This window comes from Burkholderia sp. Ac-20365, assembly GCF_017104715.1.
Taxonomy (GTDB): Bacteria; Pseudomonadota; Gammaproteobacteria; order Burkholderiales; family Burkholderiaceae; genus Paraburkholderia.
This window is the reverse complement of sequence record NZ_JAAGPI010000003.1, coordinates 140828-164226: the sequence shown is the minus strand read 5'-3', so window position 1 is coordinate 164226 and position 23399 is coordinate 140828. Positions and strand designations below refer to the sequence as shown.

At 60.0% G+C, this 23399-nt stretch carries 21 protein-coding genes; 13 read left to right on the top strand and 8 right to left on the bottom strand.

Translation table 11 applies throughout. The annotated features are described in order from the left end of the window. Window positions 1–108: 108 nt before the first annotated feature. Window positions 109–1101 carry a LacI family DNA-binding transcriptional regulator gene (locus G3O01_RS07190; protein ID WP_241023785.1) on the bottom strand — a complete coding sequence of 331 codons (993 nt, stop codon included), beginning with the start codon at window positions 1099–1101 and terminating at the stop codon, window positions 109–111. A 402-nt stretch (window positions 1102–1503) separates the two neighbouring features. Between G3O01_RS07190 and G3O01_RS07185 the strand changes: the two genes are divergently transcribed. Further along, entirely contained in the window at window positions 1504–2847 is a 1344-nt protein-coding gene (locus tag G3O01_RS07185; protein ID WP_205803848.1) for an MFS transporter, read from the top strand. A gap of 120 nt (window positions 2848–2967) precedes the next feature. Here the strand turns inward: G3O01_RS07185 and G3O01_RS07180 are convergent, their stop codons facing one another. After that, window positions 2968–4338 (bottom strand): FAD-dependent oxidoreductase, encoded by a 1371-nt coding sequence (locus G3O01_RS07180; RefSeq protein WP_205803847.1) that lies wholly within the window; start codon window positions 4336–4338, stop codon window positions 2968–2970. A 240-nt stretch (window positions 4339–4578) separates the two neighbouring features. Further along, entirely contained in the window at window positions 4579–5040 is a 462-nt protein-coding gene (locus G3O01_RS07175) for a DUF3331 domain-containing protein (RefSeq protein ID WP_241023745.1), read from the bottom strand. Between the two features lie 329 nt (window positions 5041–5369). Between G3O01_RS07175 and G3O01_RS07170 the strand changes: the two genes are divergently transcribed. The 3 genes from G3O01_RS07170 to G3O01_RS45720 all read left to right on the top strand — a co-directional run bounded on the left by G3O01_RS07170 (window position 5370) and on the right by G3O01_RS45720 (window position 7788). Next, complete coding sequence (locus G3O01_RS07170) at window positions 5370–6341, top strand: GlxA family transcriptional regulator (RefSeq protein ID WP_205803845.1); 972 nt, start codon at window positions 5370–5372, stop codon at window positions 6339–6341. A gap of 259 nt (window positions 6342–6600) precedes the next feature. Beyond that, window positions 6601–7401, top strand: coding sequence for an SDR family oxidoreductase (locus tag G3O01_RS07165; RefSeq protein WP_205804080.1), 801 nt, complete (start codon window positions 6601–6603; stop codon window positions 7399–7401). Between the two features lie 42 nt (window positions 7402–7443). Beyond that, the gene (locus G3O01_RS45720; RefSeq protein ID WP_346779157.1) at window positions 7444–7788 is read left to right on the top strand and encodes an SDR family NAD(P)-dependent oxidoreductase; all 345 of its coding nucleotides are present in this window, start codon (window positions 7444–7446) and stop codon (window positions 7786–7788) included. Between the two features lie 165 nt (window positions 7789–7953). Here the strand turns inward: G3O01_RS45720 and G3O01_RS07155 are convergent, their stop codons facing one another. Continuing rightward, window positions 7954–9141 (bottom strand): AraC family transcriptional regulator, encoded by a 1188-nt coding sequence (locus G3O01_RS07155; RefSeq protein WP_241023743.1) that lies wholly within the window; start codon window positions 9139–9141, stop codon window positions 7954–7956. A 283-nt stretch (window positions 9142–9424) separates the two neighbouring features. Between G3O01_RS07155 and G3O01_RS07150 the strand changes: the two genes are divergently transcribed. From G3O01_RS07150 to G3O01_RS07125, 6 genes are all read left to right on the top strand, one after another. Further along, entirely contained in the window at window positions 9425–10195 is a 771-nt protein-coding gene (locus G3O01_RS07150; RefSeq protein WP_205803844.1) for an enoyl-CoA hydratase/isomerase family protein, read from the top strand. Between the two features lie 2 nt (window positions 10196–10197). Beyond that, a complete protein-coding gene (locus G3O01_RS07145) occupies window positions 10198–11427 on the top strand; it encodes a CoA transferase (protein ID WP_205803843.1) in 1230 nt (409 codons plus the stop codon). A gap of 57 nt (window positions 11428–11484) precedes the next feature. Then, the gene (gene fahA, locus G3O01_RS07140) at window positions 11485–12807 is read left to right on the top strand and encodes a fumarylacetoacetase (RefSeq protein WP_205803842.1); all 1323 of its coding nucleotides are present in this window, start codon (window positions 11485–11487) and stop codon (window positions 12805–12807) included. Window positions 12808–12860: 53 nt separating this feature from the next. Then, a complete protein-coding gene (locus tag G3O01_RS07135; protein ID WP_205803841.1) occupies window positions 12861–13235 on the top strand; it encodes a DUF485 domain-containing protein in 375 nt (124 codons plus the stop codon). Then, entirely contained in the window at window positions 13228–14814 is a 1587-nt protein-coding gene (locus G3O01_RS07130; protein WP_205803840.1) for a cation acetate symporter, read from the top strand. Before G3O01_RS07135 ends, G3O01_RS07130 begins: the two co-directional genes overlap by 8 nt. Before the next feature lie 82 nt (window positions 14815–14896). Next, complete coding sequence (locus tag G3O01_RS07125) at window positions 14897–15454, top strand: DUF302 domain-containing protein (RefSeq protein WP_241023741.1); 558 nt, start codon at window positions 14897–14899, stop codon at window positions 15452–15454. Window positions 15455–15645: 191 nt separating this feature from the next. On the opposite strand, the gene G3O01_RS07120 is transcribed toward G3O01_RS07125, so the two are convergent. The 3 genes from G3O01_RS07120 to G3O01_RS07110 form a co-directional block, all read right to left on the bottom strand. After that, window positions 15646–16521: an amidohydrolase family protein gene (locus G3O01_RS07120; RefSeq protein WP_346779156.1), complete on the bottom strand. Its 876-nt coding sequence runs from the start codon at window positions 16519–16521 to the stop codon at window positions 15646–15648. A 52-nt stretch (window positions 16522–16573) separates the two neighbouring features. Further along, entirely contained in the window at window positions 16574–17869 is a 1296-nt protein-coding gene (locus tag G3O01_RS07115) for an MFS transporter (protein WP_205803837.1), read from the bottom strand. A 61-nt stretch (window positions 17870–17930) separates the two neighbouring features. Continuing rightward, complete coding sequence (locus tag G3O01_RS07110; protein WP_205803836.1) at window positions 17931–18653, bottom strand: GntR family transcriptional regulator; 723 nt, start codon at window positions 18651–18653, stop codon at window positions 17931–17933. Window positions 18654–18795: 142 nt separating this feature from the next. Between G3O01_RS07110 and G3O01_RS07105 the strand changes: the two genes are divergently transcribed. Next, on the top strand, window positions 18796–20124 hold the full coding sequence (locus tag G3O01_RS07105) for an MFS transporter (RefSeq protein WP_205803835.1): 1329 nt from the start codon (window positions 18796–18798) through the stop codon (window positions 20122–20124). A gap of 178 nt (window positions 20125–20302) precedes the next feature. Here the strand turns inward: G3O01_RS07105 and G3O01_RS07100 are convergent, their stop codons facing one another. Then, entirely contained in the window at window positions 20303–21199 is an 897-nt protein-coding gene (locus G3O01_RS07100; protein WP_205803834.1) for a LysR family transcriptional regulator, read from the bottom strand. A 105-nt stretch (window positions 21200–21304) separates the two neighbouring features. On the opposite strand from G3O01_RS07100, the gene G3O01_RS07095 reads away from it, so the two are divergent. Next, window positions 21305–21964 carry a peroxiredoxin-like family protein gene (locus G3O01_RS07095; RefSeq protein WP_205803833.1) on the top strand — a complete coding sequence of 220 codons (660 nt, stop codon included), beginning with the start codon at window positions 21305–21307 and terminating at the stop codon, window positions 21962–21964. Between the two features lie 430 nt (window positions 21965–22394). Beyond that, window positions 22395–23345 (top strand): LysR family transcriptional regulator, encoded by a 951-nt coding sequence (locus tag G3O01_RS07090; RefSeq protein WP_205803832.1) that lies wholly within the window; start codon window positions 22395–22397, stop codon window positions 23343–23345. Window positions 23346–23399 lie beyond the last annotated feature (54 nt).

Here is a 23399-nt window from a genome sequence, read left to right as displayed (position 1 = left end):
CTCCCGGCCTAACCGCGTAAAAGCTTATCCGCGCATGATTGTTATCGGTAACATCTTTTGATATTAGCACGCGCGAACGCAGCGTGCATCTCCGGAGAGCGGAAGACGCTATGCGCTTTCGCGCGCCACGACTGCATAGTCGATGACCACCTTTCGCTGTACCTGTGCGCCACGCATGTCGCCGGCCTGCGCTTCGAGAAGCAGCTCACCGGTGCGCTGGCCGATGCCGTAGGCGTCGACGGAGATGGTAGTGATAGTTGGATTGGAGCAGGTTGCAACCTCGAAATTGCCGAAGCCTGCAACCGCGATGTCGCGCGGCACGCTCAACCCACGACGATGACATTGCATGATCGCCCCAAAGGCGGACATGTCACTCACGCACATGACGGCATCCGTATCAGGCCACTGGTCGAGCAGCGCATCGAGCGCGGGCGCGCCGTGCGTCATCGTGATGGGCGATTCGCCTAAACGCACGACGCGTGGCTCGCCCAGATCCTGGGCCTTCATTTCCTGCAGATAACCCTTGAGCCGCTCGAGGCCGCGACGGTCGAGGTCGCTCGCCCCACAAAGAAATCCGATCCTTCGGTGGCCCTTCTCTTTCAGATAGCGCACCATCTCGCGCGCAGCCCGGACATTCGAAAAGCCGACGGCCATATCGATTGGATGAGTCGGGATATCCCACATCTCGACAACAGGAATCCGTGCGCGTTCGAGCAGTTGCCGTGTGCCATCCGTGTGCTGCGAACCCGTCAACGCAACGCATCGCGGCTGGTAGCGCAACATGGAGCGCACGAGCCGCTCCTCACGCTCGAGGCCATAGTCGGTGTCACCAAGTAGCAGTTGCAAGCCCTCGGGTTCGAGTGTGGCTGTGAGTCCGCGCACCGTATCCGAAAAATTCGAGCTGGCGAGCGATGGCACGAGCACCGCGACGAAATCTGACCGTCCCGATGAAAGCGCGCCTGCCGCAGCGTCCGCCACATATCCCAGCTGCGCAATCGCCCGCTCGACGCGCTCTCTCGTCGCGGGCGCAGCACTTTGCCCTGCCAGCACGCGCGACACCGTCATCTTTGAGACACCCGCAATCCGCGCGACGTCGGCCATACGCGGCGGACTGGCGGGCTGTGCATGAACGGTGCGCTTCGGTAGAACGCTTCGCGGGATTCGGGTTGTGGTGGCCATCGGGCTTCGTGTACTCATGTGCGGGACAAGCCGTTGCGCAGACGCGTCGGCTCAGAATCAGACGCCATGATAAATGGGACGCCCATCCCGAACCAGGTAGATTCCCCTAGCTTGCCTCTTCAGGACACAACGTGCTAACTTCGTTACCGATAACATCCGAAACGACGGAAATGTTGCAGCCCGATTTGTTATCGGTAACATAATCCGGCCTGATTGTTTGTTTGTGGCGAACAGATTGAGGCTTGCCCGCGAGCAACGCCTGGAATTCACACGAACAATTTGCGCCGTCGTAGCGCTCAAGACATGAAAAAAGGAGACATTCCAATGCCGACAATCGCTCAGACCGCGGCGTCGCCCGCCGCGGTCGATGAAACTGAAGAACAGCTATACCGCAAGGTCCTGAAGCGGATTCTGCCACTGCTGCTGCTGTGTTATGTCGTGGCTTATCTCGATCGCGTGAACGTCGGTTTCGCCAAACTGCAGATGCTCGATTCGCTGGGACTGAGCGACGCCGTGTACGCCGTCGGCGCAAGCATCTTCTTCTGGGGCTATTTCCTCTTCGAAATGCCCAGCAATCTGCTTCTTCACCGGTACGGCGCACGTTTCTGGATCGCACGCATCATGGTGTCGTGGGGCATCGTCTCTTCCTCCCTCGCCTTCATCGCACCGCTTGCCAGCTTCTTTCATGTGGAAACGTCCACGATGTTCTACACCTTGCGTTTCCTGCTGGGTGTCTGTGAAGCGGGCTTCTTCCCCGGCATCATTCTCTACATGAATTACTGGTTCCCCGCACGGCGCCAGAGTATCGCCATGTCAGGATTTTTGATCGCCATTCCCGTGAGCCTGACGCTGGGCGGTGTGATCTCCGGCTGGCTGATGGAGAATACACACGGCGCGTTCGGCATGGACGGTTGGCAGTGGATGCTGCTGGTCGAAGGCATTCCATCGATCCTCGTCGCATTCATCGTGCTTTTCCGCATGGGCGACGGTATCCAGTCGGCGAAATGGCTGACGGCAGCCGAAAAAGCACTGCTCCAGAAGAATCTCGAACAGGAAAGCGCAAAGAAAACCCACAGTATTGGCGCGGCACTCAAGAGTCCGCGTGTATGGCTGTTGACCTTCATCCTGCTCACATTTAACACGGGCTTCTACGGTCTCGCGTTCTGGCTGCCATCGATCATCAAGGCATCCGGTGTCAAGAGCACATTCAACATCGGCTTGTTGACGGCTATCCCGTATCTGAGTGCTGTGGTCGCCATGATCTGGAATGCGCGGCACTCGCGCAAAACAGGCGAGCGCCGGCTGCACGCAGCTATTCCCGCGTGCATCGGCGGCGTTGGCCTCATCCTCAGCGCCACCTTCGCGAACAATGTGCCGTTGTCTATTCTCTTCCTGACGATTGCCACCTGCGCAATCCTCGGCCTGATGCCGATATTCTGGACATTTCCAGGCCAGATTCTTTCTGGAACTGCCGCAGCAGCAGGCATTGCCCTCATCAACTCCGTCGGTAATCTCTCCGGCTTCACAGGCTCGATGATCACGAGTGTGGCAAAGGACCTGACGGGCAACATCAACAATGGGACTTACGCGCTCGGCGCGTGCCTGCTCATCAGTTGCGTGCTCATCCTCTCGATCCCGAAGAGCATGCTGAACAACGAACAGGCCTGACAGAAACAATCAACCACCATGCATGCGATACCGCAGCGATCGTACCCGGGGCACGTGCTCCGGGATACGTTTTTTTTGCAGGGAAGCATTGGGCGCAATGCTTGCCGCCCTACGACTGGCTCATTCCCCAACAACTTGTGGAACCTTCGCCAGCAGGATATTGAGCCCCTCCGAGATCAAGGGATGCGCAATGATCGCGTCGCGCACAGCCGTATAAGGCAGTCCGCCGAGCATCGCCATCTGCACCGCTGTCACCACATCACCGGCATTGGTGCCAAGCATGGCAAAGCCAAGGATATCGTCCGTTTTCGCATCGATAAGCATCTTCATGAAGCCCCGCGTCGACCCGTTCGTGCGCGCCCGCGGCACTGCCGCCATCGGAAGCTTCACAACGCGCACCGCGATGCCGCGCGCTTTTGCATCGGCTTCGCTGAGTCCTATGCGGCCGAGTTCTGGCTCGATGAAGAGCGCGTACGGAATGATGCGGTTCGTGGTCGTCAGATGTCCGCCCGCGAGTTGCGAGCGCAACACGCGGTAGTCATCGAACGAAGCATGAGTGAACATGGGCGTGCCCGCCACTTCGCCGATTGCCCATGTCCGCTCGGCTGTCGTGGCAAGGCGTTCGTCGGTCTTGATGAAGCCGCGCGCGTCGACTTCGACGCCTGCGGCATCGAGACCGATATCCGCCGTGACGGGGGTGCGGCCTGCCGCAACGAGAATGTGACTGCCTTTCACTGTGGTGCCGTCCTGCAATGCAACCGTCACTGCCTGTCCCGACTTGCCCGTCACGTTGACTGGTCTCGCGCCGGTTCTGATGTCGATGCCCTCCTCCTTCAGCGCGGTTTCGATCGCCTGAGTGACGTCCTCGTCTTCGCGCATCGCCACGCGCGGTGCGTCTTGCACCACCGTGACGTTGCTGCCCAGTCTACGGAATGCCTGCGCCATCTCCAGTCCGATATAGCCACCGCCGAGCACGATCAGGGTTTCCGGTAATGTCGTGAGCACCAGCGCCTCGACGTGCGTCAACGGTTCAGCAGCCTTCAATCCCGGTACGTCGGGGATTGCGGCCGTCGTGCCCGTATTGATAAACGCATGTTCGCCTTCGATCAACCGTAACCCGCCGTCATTCGTTTTCACTTCGAGCCGGCGCGTCCCGACGAAGCGCCCCGTACCCAGCACGAGTTCGAGGCCGGAATCACGAAACGCATTGCGGTTGATCTCCACCATGCTATCGACCACGGCTTTCACGCGTTGCGAGACTTTCGCCATGTCGGCGCCCGTACCATCCTGTCGATTCAGGATGTGTTCGGTGCGCGCGGTCTGAATCAGGGTCTTGGTCGGAATGCACGCGACGTTGATGCACGAGCCGCCGATCATGCCTCGCTCGATCACTGCAACCTTGCGGCCCGCCTGCGCGAGTTCCATCGCCAGTGTCTTTCCACCCTTGCCACCACCAAGAAACACATATTCGAAATGCTCGATCGTTGTCATCGCGGAATTCCTGTTTGTTCGTCGATTACAAAACCCGATATGGGCAGCACGCTGAAAGCCGGCAACGGACGCAGCGTGCGCTGCACGCCAATCCATTCACGGCGTTTTTGCTTGAGCGATCGCTCGCTCAAGATGACGATGAATCTGTGCAACGACGGCGGCACCGTCCCCCACCGCCGCGGCAACCCGTTTGGTCGAACCGGATGCACGGCGCGACACTCACGGTAAAGCGGCATGACGTTACGCAGCGGCTCTCTGGTGCCGCGCAGAAGCGAATGTCGCGATCACATCCGACGCGAGAATCATGCGACGCCAGTTCGCCGGGACGAGCGTCATGCTGCGTCGGGGGCGAAACACTTCATCGCCTCGCACGATGGGGCGCCCCGAGAGCACGCAAAAACCATCGTCCCGTGCCAGACCCAGACGCCAGATCTGCTCTGCATAATGTCCGGTCTGGGAATCGCTCCAGTAGATACTGAGCGTATGGGCCGACAGTATTTCTTGCACGACAATCCGGGCTGGCAGCGGGATCCATTCGGCCTGGTGACTGTTTTGCGCAGCCGGCAATCTCTCCCGGCGCATCTTCTTTTTGAACGAGGTCTCGACGGGCGGAGTGAGGAACAAAGGCTTAGGACAAAGCAAACTTAGCAGCGCCCGCTCGATAATCTCGCCGTCGTCCGACGGTGATGCCGCTTTAGGCATTAGCATTCTCATAAGATAAAACCGCTGGTGGTTGATAACGTACAAAGACCGTGCGGCAGTCGCATCTGATCCATGTCGAACGTCTTGCGGGCGCGGCGTCGCACTTCTGACCGACGAACATGTTTCTACAAGTATGTGATGGATTAACGAAACTTTCACGCGATACCGGTTCGAAACTGTTATCGACCGTCTAAATCCAGTCCCGGCTAATGCAATAAAGACATTCCTGTGTCGAACGCGATTCACAGGTGCTTATCATCCACGTCACAAACGTTTTTTTCCTACGACATTTATACTCACCTTTTCGGACATGGCGGCTGGTGGAATTAATGCATCGAATAGGCTACTTCTTGACGGACGACTTCCAGGTCATGGCCATTGGGACACAGACCGTATTCGAAATCGCCAACATCGTTGCGCGCGAACCGATTTATCATGTGACGAATTACTCACTGCGGGGCGGAGAAATTCGTTCGTCGCTCGGTGTCTCTGTCATCACAAAGCGGGCGGATTCGAACGCGACAGCCGACACGTGGATGATTAGCGGCGTGGCCAATCCAACCGACCGCGCCACGACCGCTGAAGAACTCAGGTTCGTGAGCGATGCGTCTGCGCGCTCGCGGCGCACGGCAGGCCTCTGTACGGGTGCATTCGTTCTGGCTGAAGCCGGGCTTCTCGACGGCAAGCGCGCGACCACGCATTGGGCCTTCGCAGACGCCTTGCAGGCACGCTGGCCGCATATTCACGTCGAAGCTGACCGCATCTTTATTGTCGATGGTTCGATATGGACATCAGCGGGGTTGACGGCGGCGATAGACCTTGCGCTTGGCCTGGTGGAAAAGGATCTCGGCGCGGATTTCGCGATATCGGTGGCGCGTGCGATGGTCATGCCACATCGACGCTCAGGCGGACAGTCGCAGCACTCTGAAATGTTGGCGCTTGCACCGAAGTCGGATCGAATCCAGATGGCGCTTGAACATGCACGCCTTAATCTGTCCAAACCCCTGCGCGTCGACGATCTCGCTAAAGCAGCACATCTCAGCAGCAGACAATTTGCGCGCATTTTCCTTTCCGAGACCGGCGAATCGCCCGCCAAGGCAATCGAACGCCTGCGTCTCGAAGCGGCAAGAAATCTGATTGAGCGTGGCCGTCATTCGCTTGAAACCATCGCTCGCGAAACGGGGTTTCGTGACAGGCGCCACCTACGTGAAGTTTTCACTCGAACCTATCAAATGACGCCGCAGTCGTTAAGACGAGAGTCCCGGAATGTGACTGACAATGAACGCCCTATCGACGATTAATACATTGATGCGGTATTGCCGCATACACCGCGGCTTTCCGTGACTTCCATAATCGTTGTAACGAAAATCGATTTCGTGCGACCGGGTCGGTTCCAGATCAAGACCCACTTCCTGCCCCGTTCCTCCGTTTCGCGATTCATTCTCCCTACGACCCACAGTGCCAGGCATGTCCTAAAACATGACCTTAAACGTCATTTGAGTTGGCTCTTTCCGGCACCACAATGCACTCCCACCATCGTCTTTGACACGGAGTGACATGATGACGCAATCACACTTGGGCACGGCGCTGATTACAGGCGCATCGTCTGGCATCGGTGCGGTGTACGCGGAGCGCCTCGCGCGACGCGGCTATGAACTCATTCTCGTTGCACGCAACCGCGAGCGACTCGCTGCGCTTGCCAGCCGCATCACGACACAAACGCAACGCAGCGTCGAAATTCTCGACGCCGACCTTGGCACCCAGGATGGCATGTCGATCGTCGAAGCGAAGCTGAAGCAGGACGCGACAATCACCCTGCTTGTCAATAACGCGGGTGTCGGCACGCACACACCTCTTGCGGACAGTGATGTCAATGCGATGTCGCGCATGATCGATCTCAACGTGACGGCCCTGATGCGGCTTACCTATGCCGCCGTGCCGGGCTTTCTCTCGCGCGGCAAAGGCGCCGTCATCAATATCTCGTCAATTGTCGCGATAGCGCCGGAAGCGCTCAATGGCGTCTATGGCGGCAGCAAGGCGTTCGTGCTTGCATTCAGCCAGTCCCTGCATCACGAACTCGCCAGCAAAGGCATTCAGATCCAGGCCGTGCTGCCGGGCGCGACGGCTACCGAGTTCTGGCAAACGGGTGGCCTGGCGCTCGAAAACCTGGACAAGTCGATCGTGATGTCCGCTGAAAACATGGTCGACGCCGCACTGGTCGGGTTTGATCGGGGCGAGCTCGTAACGATTCCTTCGCTGCATGATGTCGCCAGATGGGACGAATACGAAAGCGCGCGACGCACGATGTCGCCCCTGCTGTCGACCAACGTTCCGGCCGCGCGCTACACGGCCACGCACTGACATTCGTATCGAACCCATCGTCATCTCGAAGGAACAGCGAGCATGAAACTGCCGGACAACACCATATTCATTACTGGCGGCACGTCGGGTATTGGCCGTGCGCTCGCCGAAGCTTTCCATCAGCGCGGCAACAGGGTTATCGTCGCGGGGCGCTGCAAGGCGTTGCTTGACGAGGTCGCAAAGGCGAATCCGGGCATCGACACGATCGAACTCGACATCGCGGACGGCGCACAAATTCAGCAGGTTGCGCAGCAATGCGTTTGTCGACCAGTTCAACCTCTCGCTTCGGGACAACCCGATTCCCGTCGCTTGAGGCTCGGGCCGCCCTTCCGCACCCGTTCATCTGGAAACGCTGCGATCTCAAAACGTCCGGTTTCGCAGGGGTAATCGACGAGTCATGTCGAACGCCGTTTCGAACCCGCGAACCGACGTCACGAACGCGGCCAACGAACGCCGCCAACTACAGCACGGGATAATCCGGCACGGGAAGTCAGCGCAAAAAAATGACGTATTCATGGATGCACAACGGCCAGAGGGAGACGACAACGCCCGTCACGCATCCTTACCCACACCCTTGCGGTACACGCCAGGTGAGTTTCCAGTCCATTTCCTGAAAGACCGGCGAAAGCTCGCTGCATCCGAAAACCCGATGCGCTCGGCGACCTGTTCAATGGGAAGCCTCGTATTTTCCAGAAATTCGATGGCAAGCGACCGGCGAACATCGTTCAACAAAGTCTGATACGAGTAGTTATCTTCGGCCAGCCGTCGATGCAAGGTTCGCAGCGACATGCCGAGCTGTGCAGCCATCTTCTCTGCGGATGGAAACACGCCCGGCGCGTTCAGGCAGGCCATGCGGATCTGCCTCGGAAGTTCGGGAATGCCATCCCGTTCTTCGAGAATCCGATCGCAAAGCTGCTGGCAGATTTGCGCAGTAATCGGATTCGCATTTGGACACGGACGATCCAGTACATGCACGTCGAAATGCCACTCCATCGTGTCTGCGCCGAACTCCACAGGACAGTCGAACATCCTTTCGTAATTTCGCCAGTGTGGCGGCGCAGGATACGCCATGACCATCCGCTTCGAAGGAAAAGGCGCTTCCAGCACCCGGCTGAACAATACCGTCATCGAGCTTCGCCAGAATTCGGCGACGAACGGCAGCATGTCACCCAACGATGCGAGCCCGTGGCTGCTCAGAATGGCCGTGTCTCCCTCTGTTGAATAGCTGATCTGCAAAACCGCGCCGGCCATCCTGACATTCTCGACGCTGAATTTAAGGGCGTCCCCAAAGGTCGTACTGCTGACCATCGCATAGCCGTATATGCCGAAGTCACTGATCCTCTGACGCGCACCCGCAAGCAATCCGACATCGGCTCTTGTTGCGAGCCGCTGGGCGTTTCGATAAATGGCGAGACGCTGACGATGCGAAATTCTCGCCTGCGAATCCTCCAACTGGTTCGCATGGACGCCAGTGTGCGCGAACAGTTTATTGACGGACACGCCCTCTGCGGCCAGTTCTGCGGCAAGCGCGGCCAGGCCAAGAAGACTTTGAGTCGGCGCATCGAGATCCGGATGCAACGGCGTAATGATTTTCGGGGGACGCACGATATGTCTCGCTTCAGTTGCGAATAATGCTCGCATATTTTCCCAAACTTCGTCGAGCGCGGTTGGCACACTTTGACGCGGCAATTGGCAGGGTTGAACGTTGCCGCCAAAAGGTCTCGCTGAGATAGTAACCATCAACGGCGCAAGCCGGAAAACAGATGGAGACAAGCCTTGAAGCCCTCAGCCAGACCCGCGCCGGAACTCGCGACCGACCCTGATCAACACCCATCCGAAATGGAAGGATGGCGCGATCGGTCCCCATGCGGCGATGCAACACGTCCGCTGATCCCCATTGGCGGCCTTCATCAAAGACATCCGTAACGGACTCGTCACCTCACCCAACCGCGCCTGCAGCACGGCATGAACTGCCCGAAGCACGTGACTTTTGCTTTGCCTATCGCCCATTGCAGAGAGAACCATGACCACAGTAAAGATTGATATGGACGGCGCCGTCGGAATCGTTTCGCTCGCCAAGCCACCGCACAACCTGATCGACGACGCGATGATCGCGGATCTGCTCGCTGCGTATCGCCGTGTCGTCGCGGATGGCGCCCGCGCGATCATCCTCAGGAGCGACATGCGGCACTTTTGCGCAGGCGCAGAAATGAGTTCCTTTACCGATGGCAAGACAGTAATCCAGCACAACGCCGATCAATTCCTCGAGTTCCTCGACGTGCTCGAGAACGCACCCGTCCCGACGGTCGCCGCCGTTCACGGCGCAGCGCTCGGCGGCGGCCTCGAACTGGCGCTCACCTGCGACATGATCGTGGCCGCGGACACGGCCTACTTCGGCCAGGTCGAGAACATCGTGGGCTTGATCCCGCTGCTTGGCGGCACACAACGGCTCGTTCAGCGAGCGGGCGTCGTGCGCGCCAAGGAAATCGCGCTGATCGGGCGTCGGCATTCGGCGGAGGCATTCGAACGCTGGGGAATCATCAATCACGTCGTGCCCGAAGCAGAGCTCCAGACAGCGGCCTTGTCGTTCGCCCGCCAACTCGCGGCAGGCCCGACCAAGGTTCTCAACGGCATCAAGCAGCAGGCCAATCTCGCTGCCAATGGCGGCGTGCGCAGCGCAGACCTGGAACAGATCAACCTCAACAACATGATCTGGAAGACGGGCGATCGCGAACGCGGTTTCGCTTCGTTCTTCGCGACGGGGCCTGCTACCGCCGAATTCAAGGGAGACTGATCATGTCAGCACCGCTCGAAGGTATTCGTGTGATCGATTTCACGCGCGTGCTGGCTGGACCGCATTGCACCAAAACACTCCTCGATCTCGGCGCCACCGTGACCAAGATCGAACCGCCCTCCGGCGATATTGGCCGCGTGAGCATGCCGCATATCGGCGACATGTCGCTGTATTACGTGCAGCAGAACGCAGGCAAGCGCAACGTGAGCCTCGACCTCAACTTTCCAGAGGCACGCTCGATCATGGTCGACATGTGCCGCGACGCAGACATCATCGTCGAGAATTTTCGGCCAGGGACGCTGGACCGTTTTGGACTCGGCTATGAGCAGGTGCGCGCTTTCAATCCGTCCGTGATCTACGCTTCGTTGAGTGGCTATGGACAATCGACCTCATGGCGTAACCGGCCTGCGTTCGCGCCGACCGTGCAGGCGGAATCGGGACTGACGGACATAGTCCAGCACCATTTCGGCGATGCGCTCACGGAAGTCCGCAACGACGCATGCAGCCACGCCGACATGTACACGGGACTTCACGGCGTCATCGGCATCCTGGCCGCGCTTGCGCATCGTGCGCGTACGGGTGAAGGGCAACACGTCGATGTCTCGATGGCCGCCACCATGTTGTCGGTGAACGAACGCGTAGGCGCACAACTGTCGGAAATCGACACCGACGGCGAGCCGATCATTCTCTCTGCGCCCGATTCGCACATCTTCGATTTGCCCGATGGGCGCCAGCTAACTATCGCAGGGAGCCCGATCTACACGCCGATGTTCTCGCGTTACTGCGCGATGATGCGCCGCAACGATCTGCTGAGTGATCCTCGCTTCGGCACAGCGCTGTTACGGCGGCAGAACATTGCCGATTTGCTGGCCGAAGTCCGCGCGTGGATTCTCACGTTCAACGATCTCGACCTTCTGCAGACGCAGGTCAGCGAAGCAGGGCTGGCCATCGGTGTGGTTCGCAGCGTCAATGAGTTCGCCGAATCCGAGTGGGTGCAGGAATGGGGTGCGCTAGTCGATGTCGACGACAGATCGGGCGGCACGACACGCATGCCCGGCGCGCCCTGGCATTTCAGCCAGTCGGAATTGCCGCAGCCGGGCAGCCCCGCTTTTCAGGGCGAGCACAACGCCGAGGTGCTCGCCGAGCGTCAGCTAAGCGCGGCGTTCATTCGGGATTTGCAGGAACGCGGAATACTTCTCAGCCGGCCGGGCCCCACGCGCCCGTTCGACTGAATGTCGATGCCCTGCTGCGCACGGCTCGCGCCGATTTACGAATGAATCGAGACGAACATGCAACACACACTGAATCAAACTCATGATCCCGCTGCGCGCAGTTGGGTCGACTCAGCCAATGCAGAGGCAGGCGATTTTCCCATTCAGAACCTGCCGTTTTCGGTTTTCCGCAAAAGAAATGCCGATGAGGCGTTTCGGGGCGCGGTCGCCATCGGCGATCATGTCGTCGACATCGCCGCGTGGGCGTCTCGTGCTGCTCTGGATGGAATCGCGGGCGAGGCCGCGCGTGCATGCGCGCAGCCCGTGCTCAATGCGTTCTTTTCAATGGGCCCTTCCGCATGGCGCGCATTGCGCCACGCGCTATTCGCTGCGCTTCATGAGCGTGCCCCTTCCAGCGACCGTGCGGCAATCGACGCATCTCTGATCCCACAATCGGAAGTGGAGTACAGCGTGCCTGCGCAGATCGGCGACTACACGGACTTCTACACGTCGATTCATCACGCGACCAACATCAGCAAGCTCCTCGGCTTAGACGGTGTCAGCGCCAACTTCAAGTCGATACCCATCGCGTATCACGGCCGGGTTTCAAGCATCGGAACAAGTGGTCAGCGGTTCCGGCGCCCGGCGGGTCAAATCATGCTTCCAGGTGAAGAGGCGCCGATCTTCTCGCCTTCGCGCAAGCTGGATTACGAACTCGAACTCGGCATCTACATTGGACAAGGCAATGCGCCGGGCGAACCGATCGAACTGGATCAGGCCGACAGTCATGTGTTCGGGCTTTGTCTGCTCAACGACTGGTCCGCGCGCGATATTCAGGCGTGGGAGATGCAGCCATTAGGACCGTTTCTGGCAAAGAATTTTGCCACCACGATCTCGCCGTGGATCGTGACCATGGAGGCGCTGGCGCCTTTCAGGCTCCCACTGCCGCGCCCGGACGCGGATGGCAAGTCACTGCCTTATCTGGATTCGGACCGTAACAGCACGACGGGCGCCATCGATATCCAACTGGAAGTCTGCATGGAGACTTCTCACCATAGAGCCGGGAATCTCCCGGCAACGCAACTCTCACGCACGAGTTTCAGGCATCAGTACTGGAGCATCGCGCAGATGGTCGCGCATCACGCCGTGAACGGCTGCAATCTGCGTCCGGGAGACCTGCTAGGAAGCGGCACCATTTCAGGTCCGGAGAAATCGGAAGCAGGCGCGCTGATGGAACTTGCGCGCAACGCAAGCGAACCCATCACGCTGGGTACGGGTGAACAGCGCAGCTACGTGGAGGATGGCGACGCCATTATTCTGCGCGGCTATTGCGAGAAGGCGGGCTTTGCACGAATCGGCTTTGGAGAGAGCCGTGGCGAAGTGCTGCCGGCAAAGTGCTAGCGACGACTGCGACAGATGTCTGTCACGAAAGACCATAACGGAGGAGACCCGATATGCAATCGATGGAATCGATCAACGCCGAATTCGAGCGGCAAAACATGACGAAAGCCAGATCATCCGGCACGTCACTCGTCGAGAAGACGCAAGCGCTCGCAAAGTTTCGCAACCACTTCGTATGGTCGCTGCTCTATATCTCGCTGGGACTCTACTTCGGCCTGTTGATCGCGGTGCTGGAGTTTCCCGGCGCGATGTCCGTATCCGTCTACGGCGAACTCAACCTCGGACTGCTTGCGGTAGTCGTCCAGTTCGCGCTCACGATCGCGACCTTCTGGGGCTACTGCGCATGGGCCGAGCGAGCCTACGACCCGAAAGCGGCCGAACTGCTTCGCAGCGCGTCTGCACAACCGGACGGTGATCGACATGAATAACCTGATCAGTCATGGCGGACTCAGAATCATCGCCTTCGTGGGGTTTATCGGACTCAGCCTTCTTCTGACCGGCTGGAGCACGCGCCGATCGCGCGGAACCTCTGGATTTTTCGTGGCCGGACGCAATCTGTCGCCGACCCAGAACGGCCTCGCGCTGGCGGGAGACTTCATGTCCGCCGGATCGTTTCTGGGTGTGACGGGACTCGTTTCCCTGTTCGGATTCGACGGCATCGTGTATCAGGTCGGTTTTATCGCCGGATGGATCATGATCATGCTGATCGTCGCGGAGCCCGTCAGAAACTGCGGCAAATACACGCTCTCCGATGTGGTCGCACTCCGCTTGCGCAGCCGTGGCGTACGAGCGGCGACATCGGGCTCTTCGTTGATCATTTCGTTAGCGTATCTGCTCGCGCAACTCGTCGGCGCCGGCGCGCTGGCCAGTCTGCTACTGCCGATCGGCGCCAACGCCGCAATCGTGCTGATCGGCGTACTCATGATCGCGTACGTGCTGTTCGGCGGAATGGTGGCTGCGACTTACGTGCAGATCGTCAAGGCTGTCCTCGTCTGGACTGCCGGGGCGGTGCTCGTGCTGCTTGCTCTCGCGCATTTTTCCTTCGACGTGGGCGCGCTATTCACCAGGGCACGCCTGTCATCGCTGCATCCAGCGCAGTACTTCGTGCCCGGCGGCTACTTCAAGGACCCGCTGGATACGCTGTCACTCACACTCGCTCTGGCGTTGGGCACAGCGGGCCTGCCGCACGTCATGACCCGGTTCTACACGGTGCCGTCCGCCATCGCTGCTAGAAAGTCAGCGAAAATCGGCCTGATCGTGATGACGTCCTTTGCCGTCATGATGATCGTGCTCGGCTTTTCCGCTACCGCGATCGTGGGACCGGCGGCGATTCTCGCGACGCACAGTTCCGGAAACAGCGCCATCACGTTGCTTGCCACGACACTCGGCGGTGGCGCGGGTTCTGTGGGCGGCGAACTTCTGCTCGCGTGCGTTTCGGCAATTGCATTCGCAACCATTCTGGCCGTCGTCTCGGGGATCATGATTTCCTCGGCCTCGACCATCTCTCACGACATCTTCGGCCATCTATTCTCGGCGTCGCGTGACAAGGAGCGCCGGCAGGTCGTGATCGCGAAGATTGCCACGATAGTGTTCGGTATCGCCGCCATGGGACTTGCGCTGCTCGTGAAGACCTTCAATGTGGCGTTTCTCGTAGGCCTCGCATTTGCCATCGCGGCTAGCGCGAATCTGCCCGTGGTTCTCTACTCGATGTACTGGCGGCGTTTTACGGATCGAGGCGCCGTCGCCGCGGTACTTGTCGGCACGCTTTCGTCGATCGGCCTCGTGCTGCTGGGACCGGCCGTCATCGGAGCGAAAGGCATCATCTTCAAGGACTCCACCCCGCCGTTCTGGCTCTCGAATCCCGGTCTGTTCAGCATTCCCGCAGGCTTTATAGCGGGCTGGATCGGATCGGTCACGACACGTCAGAACGCCGGCGACGGCTCCTTCGATACGCAGCAACTTCGAATGCTAAGCGGTCTTGGCGCCGAAGCCGCGTCGAAACACTGACGCGAGAGAGTTCAATCCAACTACCTGTCCACCAAGGAGACACCCAGTGATTCGCTTATGTACTACCGTTTTACGACGTACGTTGTCCACAGCCGCGATTGCCGCGATTACCATGAGCGGGTTGTGTGCGTCCGCGATGGCGGCGACTGTCGAGGTATCGGAAACAAAGACGATTATCGATCATGTGACCGTCTCGTCCAGCAAACCTTATGCACTCGTCAAACAGGATCTGGAGAGCCGTCTCGGCCGGCTCGACGATCATATCCGTGCGCTGCTGAAGCAGGACAAGGTCGACGAACTGCGTACCGCCCTTCAAAAAGCCGCTGGCAATGACGGGCTGGTGATTCACTACATTGGGCTGCATGGCGACTGGCTCATGCTGAAAGGACAGCGCAAAAACGGCACCGAGTATTTCACCGGCAACATTCTTACGGCGACTGAAATGACCAGCGTCAACATGGCGGCGGGACTGTACGCACCATTGCGCATCATGGTGTATGAGAATGCACAGGGTGGCACGACTATCGAGTACGACAAGCCGTCGACCCAACTCAGTCAGTTCCACAGCGCCCAGATCGACGTTCAAGGCCGCTCACTCGACGATCGGCTGGCGAAGCTTTGCGCTGCGGTGTTGCAATAGAAACACGGGCCGGCGTGCTGGCGCGCCGGATATCCATCATGACCAAAGACACTTTCAAACATATCGTTCCTGTCTCTCGTCCCGATGGACAGCCGACCGTCGACAATTGTGCCCCGGTCAGGCGGCTCGGCCAGAAGTGATCGAGCACCACGCGCACGCACTCACGTTGCCCTTGCGACACGCGATGTGAGTCACGCAACGTCGAACTTGTAAAGTCTTGCGGGCGTGTCGACCAGTACCGCCCTGCGCTCTTCCTCAACCGGAAGCAGCGCGTCCAGAAGCGCGAGCGCCTGAACAAAATCCTCCTCCGCTTCAAACTGTGTATGCGGCCAGTCGCTGCCCCACATCAGGCGATGCACGCCAAAGGCCTCTTTCAGAAGATGAAATACGTCGTGCACATCATCGTCGATCGCGCGAAGCTGCCGCCGGTTCCGGTATGCCGCCGAGATCTTCACCCACACACGCTGCGTGTCGGCCAGTTCCAGAAGACGGCGAAAGCCCGCGTCACGTACACCGCGATCGGGATCGGGTCTGCCGAAATGATCGACGACGACATGCACGCCAGCTTCCAGAAGCGGCTCGACGATGCCTTGCAACCGCGCAGCTTCCGCATGCACTTCGACGTGCCATTTCAGGTCGCAAACGTGGGCGAGCGTTTGCGCGCTCACCCACCTGTCGAGCGGCAGATCGGCATGCCCAATCAGGTTCAGCCGAATCCCTGCAACACCTGCTTGCGCCATCTTCAGTAGCGTATCGACCTGACAATCTCGCTCGATCACCGCGACACCGCGTAGCCGTTCCGGCGCGCGGCGCAACGCATCGAGCATATAGCTGCAATCGGTGCCAAGAAAGCTGGGCTGCACGAGCACGCCGTGCGATACGCCGTGTGCATCCAGTTGGGCAAGGTATGCATCGAGTGTGGCGTCGTAGTCGGGTGCATAGCGGCGCTGCCGGGCGAGCGGCAGACCGCGCTCGAACACATGAGCATGCGTATCGACAGACGCAATGTGGGCAGGACGATGTGCCACCTGCCGGTGGCTCGCGTCTATCTCCGGTTTCTCCATCACGGCTATTCCTTCATCACCAGTCTTGCGCGATTGCGGGCGAGCGCGCCGCGCATCAATGCCTTGGCGCGTGAGACAGCGCGCCTGTGTGTTCCGGATCGAGCGTAGCTTCGCCCAGTGCGCGGCCACGTGTCTCCGGCAGCATCAGTACGGACAGCACGACAATTGCGTAGGCGAGTCCCGCATCGATGCCGATCGCCGTCCCGAGCGACATGTTTGCGGACATATGCCCGACGAGCACCGGAAATCCCGCAGATACGACGCGCCCGAAGTTGTAGCAAAACCCCACGCCTGTGCCGCGCATTCCACGCGGATACAACTCGTTGAACAGCGCGCCCATGCTTGCAGGAATACCCGCTGCAAAAAAACCGAGTGGAAATCCGAAGAACAGCATCGCGATATTGCCGAGCGGAAGAAACAGATAGGCAGTCACCGTTATCACGCAGCAGATTGCGAACGTGAGAATGGTCTTGCGGCGCCCGATGCGATCCAGCAGTTGCGCACTCACGAGGCACCCGCAAAAGAATGCGACGATCACAACGGCGAGATAGCCGCCCGTACTTAACACCGACAGGTGGCGCTCGCTCTTCAGAAACGTTGGCAGCCAGGTCATCAGCGCGTAGTAGCCACCATGTGCGCCAACGCCGAGCAGTGCGCCGAGCAGCGTCATGCGCAGCACTTGCGGAGAAAAGATGCCGGCGACAAGACCAGGCGTTCGCTCTTGCTGACGCCCCCGCGCATTGCGCATCGCGTGCGCCGGCGCGGCGGGCTCCTGCACCCCGCGCCGAACGTACAGAATCAGCAGTGCGGGAACGAGGCCCACCCCGAACATCACGCGCCACGCGGTGTCCCCCGGCAGCAGCGAGAACATCAACGCATAGAGAAGCACTGCGGCACCCCAGCCGACGGCCCATGCGCTCTGCACGCTACCCATTGCCTTGCCGCGATGCTCGTTGCGGATCGTCTCGGCCATCAGCACGGCGCCTGCCGCCCATTCTCCGCCGAAGCCAAACCCCTGCAGCGTCTTCAGCACGAGAAACTGCGGATAGTTCTGCGCGAACGCGCACAGGAACGTGAACACTGAAAAAAACGCGACGGTCCATTGCAGCGTCCTCACGCGTCCCAGCCGGTCCGACATCATGCCCGCGATCCAGCCACCCAGCGCCGACGCCACCAGCGTGACGCCGCTGACGAGCCCCGCCTGCGTGCGGCTGATCGACCATTCGGCGATGATCGCCGGAATCACGAGGCTGAACATCTGCACATCAAGCGAATCGAGTGCCCATCCGCCGAAGCACGCCCAGAATGTCCGGCGCTCATTGCCTGATATCTCGTTGAACCATTTGAACATCGCTGTCTCCTGGGTCGTCGTTCCTGCGTGGGAACAACGTGTGTGTCAAGGCGTGCGATCGCTAGCGAATCTCGGCCTGATAGATGAATTCGCTGGCGGGCCCGCGTGAGCGGCGCCATTCGAGCGGCTGTCTGTCGTATCCGTACGCAAGACGCTCGATGACAACAGCGGGCGTACCCGGCTCGATGTGTAACAACCGCGCATGCAACGGGCCAATCGCTTCGACGGTCAGTGTTTCTGTGGCGGACGCCACGACCTGATTGCACTGCGCCTCGTACACCGGGTACAGCAGGTCACCGACTTCATTCAGGTCCATCTGCGCAAATGCGGCAAAACGTACGTAGGGCAGCCAGATTTCTTCGGCGAGCATGGGCACGCCGTCGATCAGCCGCAGGCGCGACATCTGGATCACGCGCGCGCTGCTCGAAATCTGCAGGATCGCTGCGACTGCCGACGGTGCGTCCACAACCTCGCGCCGCAAGATGCGGCTCTCCGGAACGCGCCGTTCGCCTTGCCGCGTCTGAAAGCGGAAGAAACGAAACAGCGAACTGTCGAAGCTCGCACGGCGCACGAAGGTCCCTCGGCCCTGGAAGCGCTCCAGCAAGCCCTCCGCGACAAGCAAATCGACGGCTTTGCGAACCGTCCCGACGGCTACGTCGTAGCTGCTGGCCAGCGCCTGCTCGGTAGGGATCGCTTCACCCGGCCGCCAATGACGGGCCGCGATCAGGGCAACCATTTCGTCGCGCAAACGCTGGTAACGGGGCAAGCGGTCATCGGCTGGCATCGGGAATCTCCTCCATATTCATATATATGATTTCACGATCGACGTCATGGGTGGATCAGTATTAACCCGCGTATAGGCCGTATTACAGCGGATAACGGGTTTCTACCCATTGTTGAAAGCGCTCAGCCAACTAAACATATATATGAATTTTGATTGGAGATTGATTGTGAACGAAACCCTGATTGCCGAGCAGGCCACCGTGAAGAAGGTCGCCTGGCGGCTCATGCCGCTTTTGGTCGTAATGTTTCTGATCGCCTTTATCGACCGGCAGAACGTCGGCTTTGCCAAGCTGCAGATGGTGCATGCACTGGGAATGTCGGAAGCGTCATATGGTCTCGGCGCGTCGCTGTTCTTTATCGGCTACCTGCTGTTCGAGGTGCCGAGCACGCTGGCGCTGCATCGATTCGGCGCGCGCCTGTGGCTCGCCCGCATCATGGCGACTTGGGGCGTCATCACCGTGGCGATGGCATTCACACATTCGACGGGACTGTTCTATGTGTTCCGGTTCGCACTGGGTGTCGCCGAAGCTGGCTTCTATCCGGGCGTGATCTTTTATCTGACGCTGTGGTTTCCGCAGAGCCATCGCACGCGCATGCTCGGCTTCTTCACGCTAGGCAGTGCGCTCGCCAACATGCTCGGCTCGCTCGCGGGTGGCTTGCTGTTGTCGCTGGATGGCAATCTGGGGCTCGCCGGATGGCAATGGGTGTTCGTGGCAACGGGTATGCCTGCCGTCCTCGTCGCACTCGTTGCGTTGCGCTTTCTGCCTGAGTCCGTCGAACGTGCGCCGTTCCTGTCGAACGACGAGAAAACCCTGCTGACCGCGGCGCTGCGGCGCGAAGCGCCGGCGCAAGCGGTCGCCGGGCATCCGTGGCGAGCGTTCATCGACAGACGCGTGCTGATGTTCGCATGCGGCTACATGCTCATGTCCACCTCGCTCTACGGCGTGACGTACTGGCTGCCGACGTTGCTGAAAAGCGGCGGCGTCTCGCATTCGTCGCTCAACGGCCTGCTCAACATGATTCCGTGGATGCTCTCCGCGCTGCTTCTGCTGTGGTTACCCGCGAAGCTCAAGCGTGAGGGCGTAGTACTCAAGGCAATGGCGATGGTGGCAGGCGTCGGCGTGATCGGCTTCGCGCTCAGTCTCGTGCTGCCGGGTCTGCCGCTGCAATTTGCCGCGCTCGTGTTGGGCGGGGCTTGCATTCCGCTGCTCTACCCCTGCTTCTGGTCGCTGCCCCCGCGATACTTCACAGGCGCCCGCGCTGCAGCGAGCATCGCGGCGATCAATTCGATCGGCAATCTTGGTGGTTTCTTCGCGCAGAACCTGATGCCTTATATCGGCAAGGTCGCAGGTAACGCGAGCGCGCCGATGCTGGTGCCCGTCGTCTGCCTGACGCTGCTCGGTCTGGGTATGTCGATCGCTTCGGCCCGAAGCAGCGCAGGCGAGCGCGTGCAAGTCGCGGCGCGGCAGTAAGGCTCTCGCGACGAACGGTCGTCTATCCATGTGACAAATCAGGCGAATGGCCGCTGCCGGGAAAGGACTGGACCTCCAGTCCTCCAACGGACCAGATACTCGCGACGGAAAGACCTACGCAGTCCTTTTCGCTCATGCAGTGAGGATGCGGTCGTCGACTCACATCGACGGACTTACGTCACGCCGCAGATATAGACCTCAGCTCTTCGGCGAGATAGTCCGCAAGCGCGCGGGCAGCTGGCCGTAAAGCTTTGCCTGGTGGAAACATCGCATGAATCTCGACGGGTTCGAGCGTCCAGTCGTCCAGAACCCGTACGAGGCGTCCGTCTTCGATTTCGTTCCGGCATCCCCACAAGCCAACTGCCAATATACCGAGTCCGGCCACGGCGGCCGCCGTCGCGCCCTCGTTCACGGAGGTCATGAGGCGCCCTTCGGCGCGAAACGATGCTTCGCGTCCATCCTTCCTCAGCCTCCATCCCAACGACGCTGCACTGGACGGCCCAATCACAAACGCATGCTGGCTCAGATCGGAGGGGGCGACGGGATGTCCGGCGCGCGCCAGATAGTCCGGCGCGGCAACGAGCATGCGCGGAGAACGTCCGAGCAATCTCGATCGGGCGCTCGAATCCGGCAAGGCGCCGAACCGGATCGCCACGTCGACACCCTCCGCGATCAGGTCTTGCCGATCGTCCGACATCAGCAGTTCGACATGCAACGCGGGATGCGAGTCCATGAATCGTCCGATGCGTGGAATCACCTCGCGAATCCCGAAGCTTGCGGACAGCGCCACCCGGAGATGACCGCGCAGATCGGCGCTCCCGCGCGCAACGTGATCGGCCTCTTCGAGCGCTTCGAGAATGGCTTCGACGCGCATCAGATAGTCGACGCCCGCCTCCGTCAGCCTCACTGCGCGAGTGCTTCTGACAAAAAGCGGCGTGCCGACGTCGGCCTCGAGTTCCGAAATCTGTCTCGACACTGATGGCTGGCTCACGCCAAGCTCGCGCCCGGCTCGCGTGAAGCTCGATGTACGGGCGACGCGGGTGAACAGCCGCAACACCGATAGCTTGTCATTCATTTGAGCGGCGAATAACTAAAAGTCATCCTGGCATTCTACCCATCTCCAGGCAAATGAATCACCATGACTTCACGCCATCACCGGCGAGCAAACATGGAGCTGGAAATGAAACTGCAACAGAAACTGGATGCCTTCAGGTCGAACTTCGAAAGCAAGGTTGCACCGCCTGACGTCGTCGAGCTTTTTCACCGGACGACAGCCGAGCTGATTGCATCGGGCCAGGCGGAGCGATCCCTCAAGGTCGGCGACATCGCGCCGACGTTCACGCTCGTCACTGCCGAAGGCGAGCCCGTCTCATCCACGGCCATGCTCGCGCGCGGTCCGCTGGTCGTCACGTTTTATCGGGGTGTCTGGTGTCCGTACTGCAACATCGATTTGCAGGCGATCGAAGACGTCGCGCAAGAGATTCGCTCGTTGGGCGCGCAGCTCGTTTCGATTTCGATGCAGACGGCCGCAAACAGCCTGAAATCGCAACGGCAGAACAAACTCAGCTATCCGATTCTCGTCGATGAAGCCGGCAAGACGGCTGACGCGTTCGGCATCCGCTTTCGCCTGCAGGACGAATTGATCGACGCCTACAAGGGCTTCAACGTCGACTTGCCGGTCATCAACGGCGAGCCCAGCTGGACCCTGCCGATGCCGGCTCGTTACGTGATCGCAACGGATGGCACGATCGCCTATGCCGAAGTCAGCCCCGATTACACGAAGCGGCCGGACCCGAGCGAACTGATTCCTGCCTTGCAGCGCCTCGCAAGCATCGCGTGACTTCGGGCTGACGTAACGCGGCGCGCCCCACCGAAAAGCCCGATTGTCGCGCGCCATTCGCCGAAGCGTCTCCCGGACACGCGTTTATCCGCGAACGGACGATGGCCATACTCACGCCCATTACGAAGATTCGAACAGGCGATGGGATGTTGACACGAGAGGCCATTCACTCCGGCGCGTATCTGGAGCATTTCGGGTCGTTGCCGTGCGTCTGGAAGCGCGAACAGATCATGCTGTCGCTCACCGAAACGCTGAAGCCGTCGCAACGCTGCACCGCTGGCATCGTGCGTTCTGTCGATGAAACTGCAACACGCGCTGCACGCTTGCGAACTGCGCGATCCCTATGTGGACGCGATCGCGGGTGAAATCGGTCGCCTGCACACGCACGCCGTCGGGCCGGAATGACGGATGCGGTGGCATCGATAAGATCATGAACAGACTACAGGCCATGCAGGTGTTCACGCGCATCGTGGACGGCAACAGTTTTTCTGCGGCGGCGCATTCGCTGCACATCACACGCTCTTCCGTGACGACCATCATGCAGGCGCTCGAAGCGCATCTCAAGGTGCGTCTGCTGAACCGCACGACACGCAGAATCAGCCTCACGCCCGACGGCGCGGCATATTACGAGCGTTGCGCGCGCATTCTCGCCGACATCGAGGAATCCGAGCGCGTCATCGCGCGTCATGTGCCGCCGCGCGGCAAGCTGAAGGTGGACATGCCGGGGTCGATCGGCAAACACGTGATCGTGCCCGCACTCGGCGATTTCCAGTCGCGTTATCCGGACATCGAACTCATGCTCGGCGTCGGCGATACGGCCGTCGATCTCGTGCAAGACAGCACGGATTGCGCGATCCGCATGGGGCAATTGCAGGACTCGACGCTCGTTGCACGCTGTCTCGGCACAGCCGACGTCGTCACTGTCGCGAGTCGCGCCTATCTCGCACGCGCGGGCGTGCCTGAAACGCTCGCGGACCTCGCCCAACACACGGCCGTGAACTATTTCCCGGGCAAGACGGGGCGCATTGTGCAAATGGACTTCATCGTCGACGGACAAGCCACTGCGCCGCGCCTGCATTCCAGGCTCGCGGCCAACGACGCCGATGCGTATCTGCAATGCGGACTCAACGGACTGGGTCTGATCCAGCTGCCGCGCTTCCTCGCGATACCGCATCTCGAAGCGGGCGAACTCGTCGAGGTGCTCGGTCGTTGGCGCCCGGCGCCCCTGCCGATCTCGGCCGTCTATCCGCGCGATCGCTATCTGTCGCCGCTCGTGCGTGCGTTCGTCGATTGGGCCGTCGAACGTTTTGCGCAATGCAATCTGCTGCGTGCCGTCGACCTGCGCACATCGGCGCTGCTTGAAGAAGCGGCCACGGTCTGAAGCGCTCGAGCGGCCACGACACACGCGAAGCGCCCGGCATTGTCGCTTTCGGCG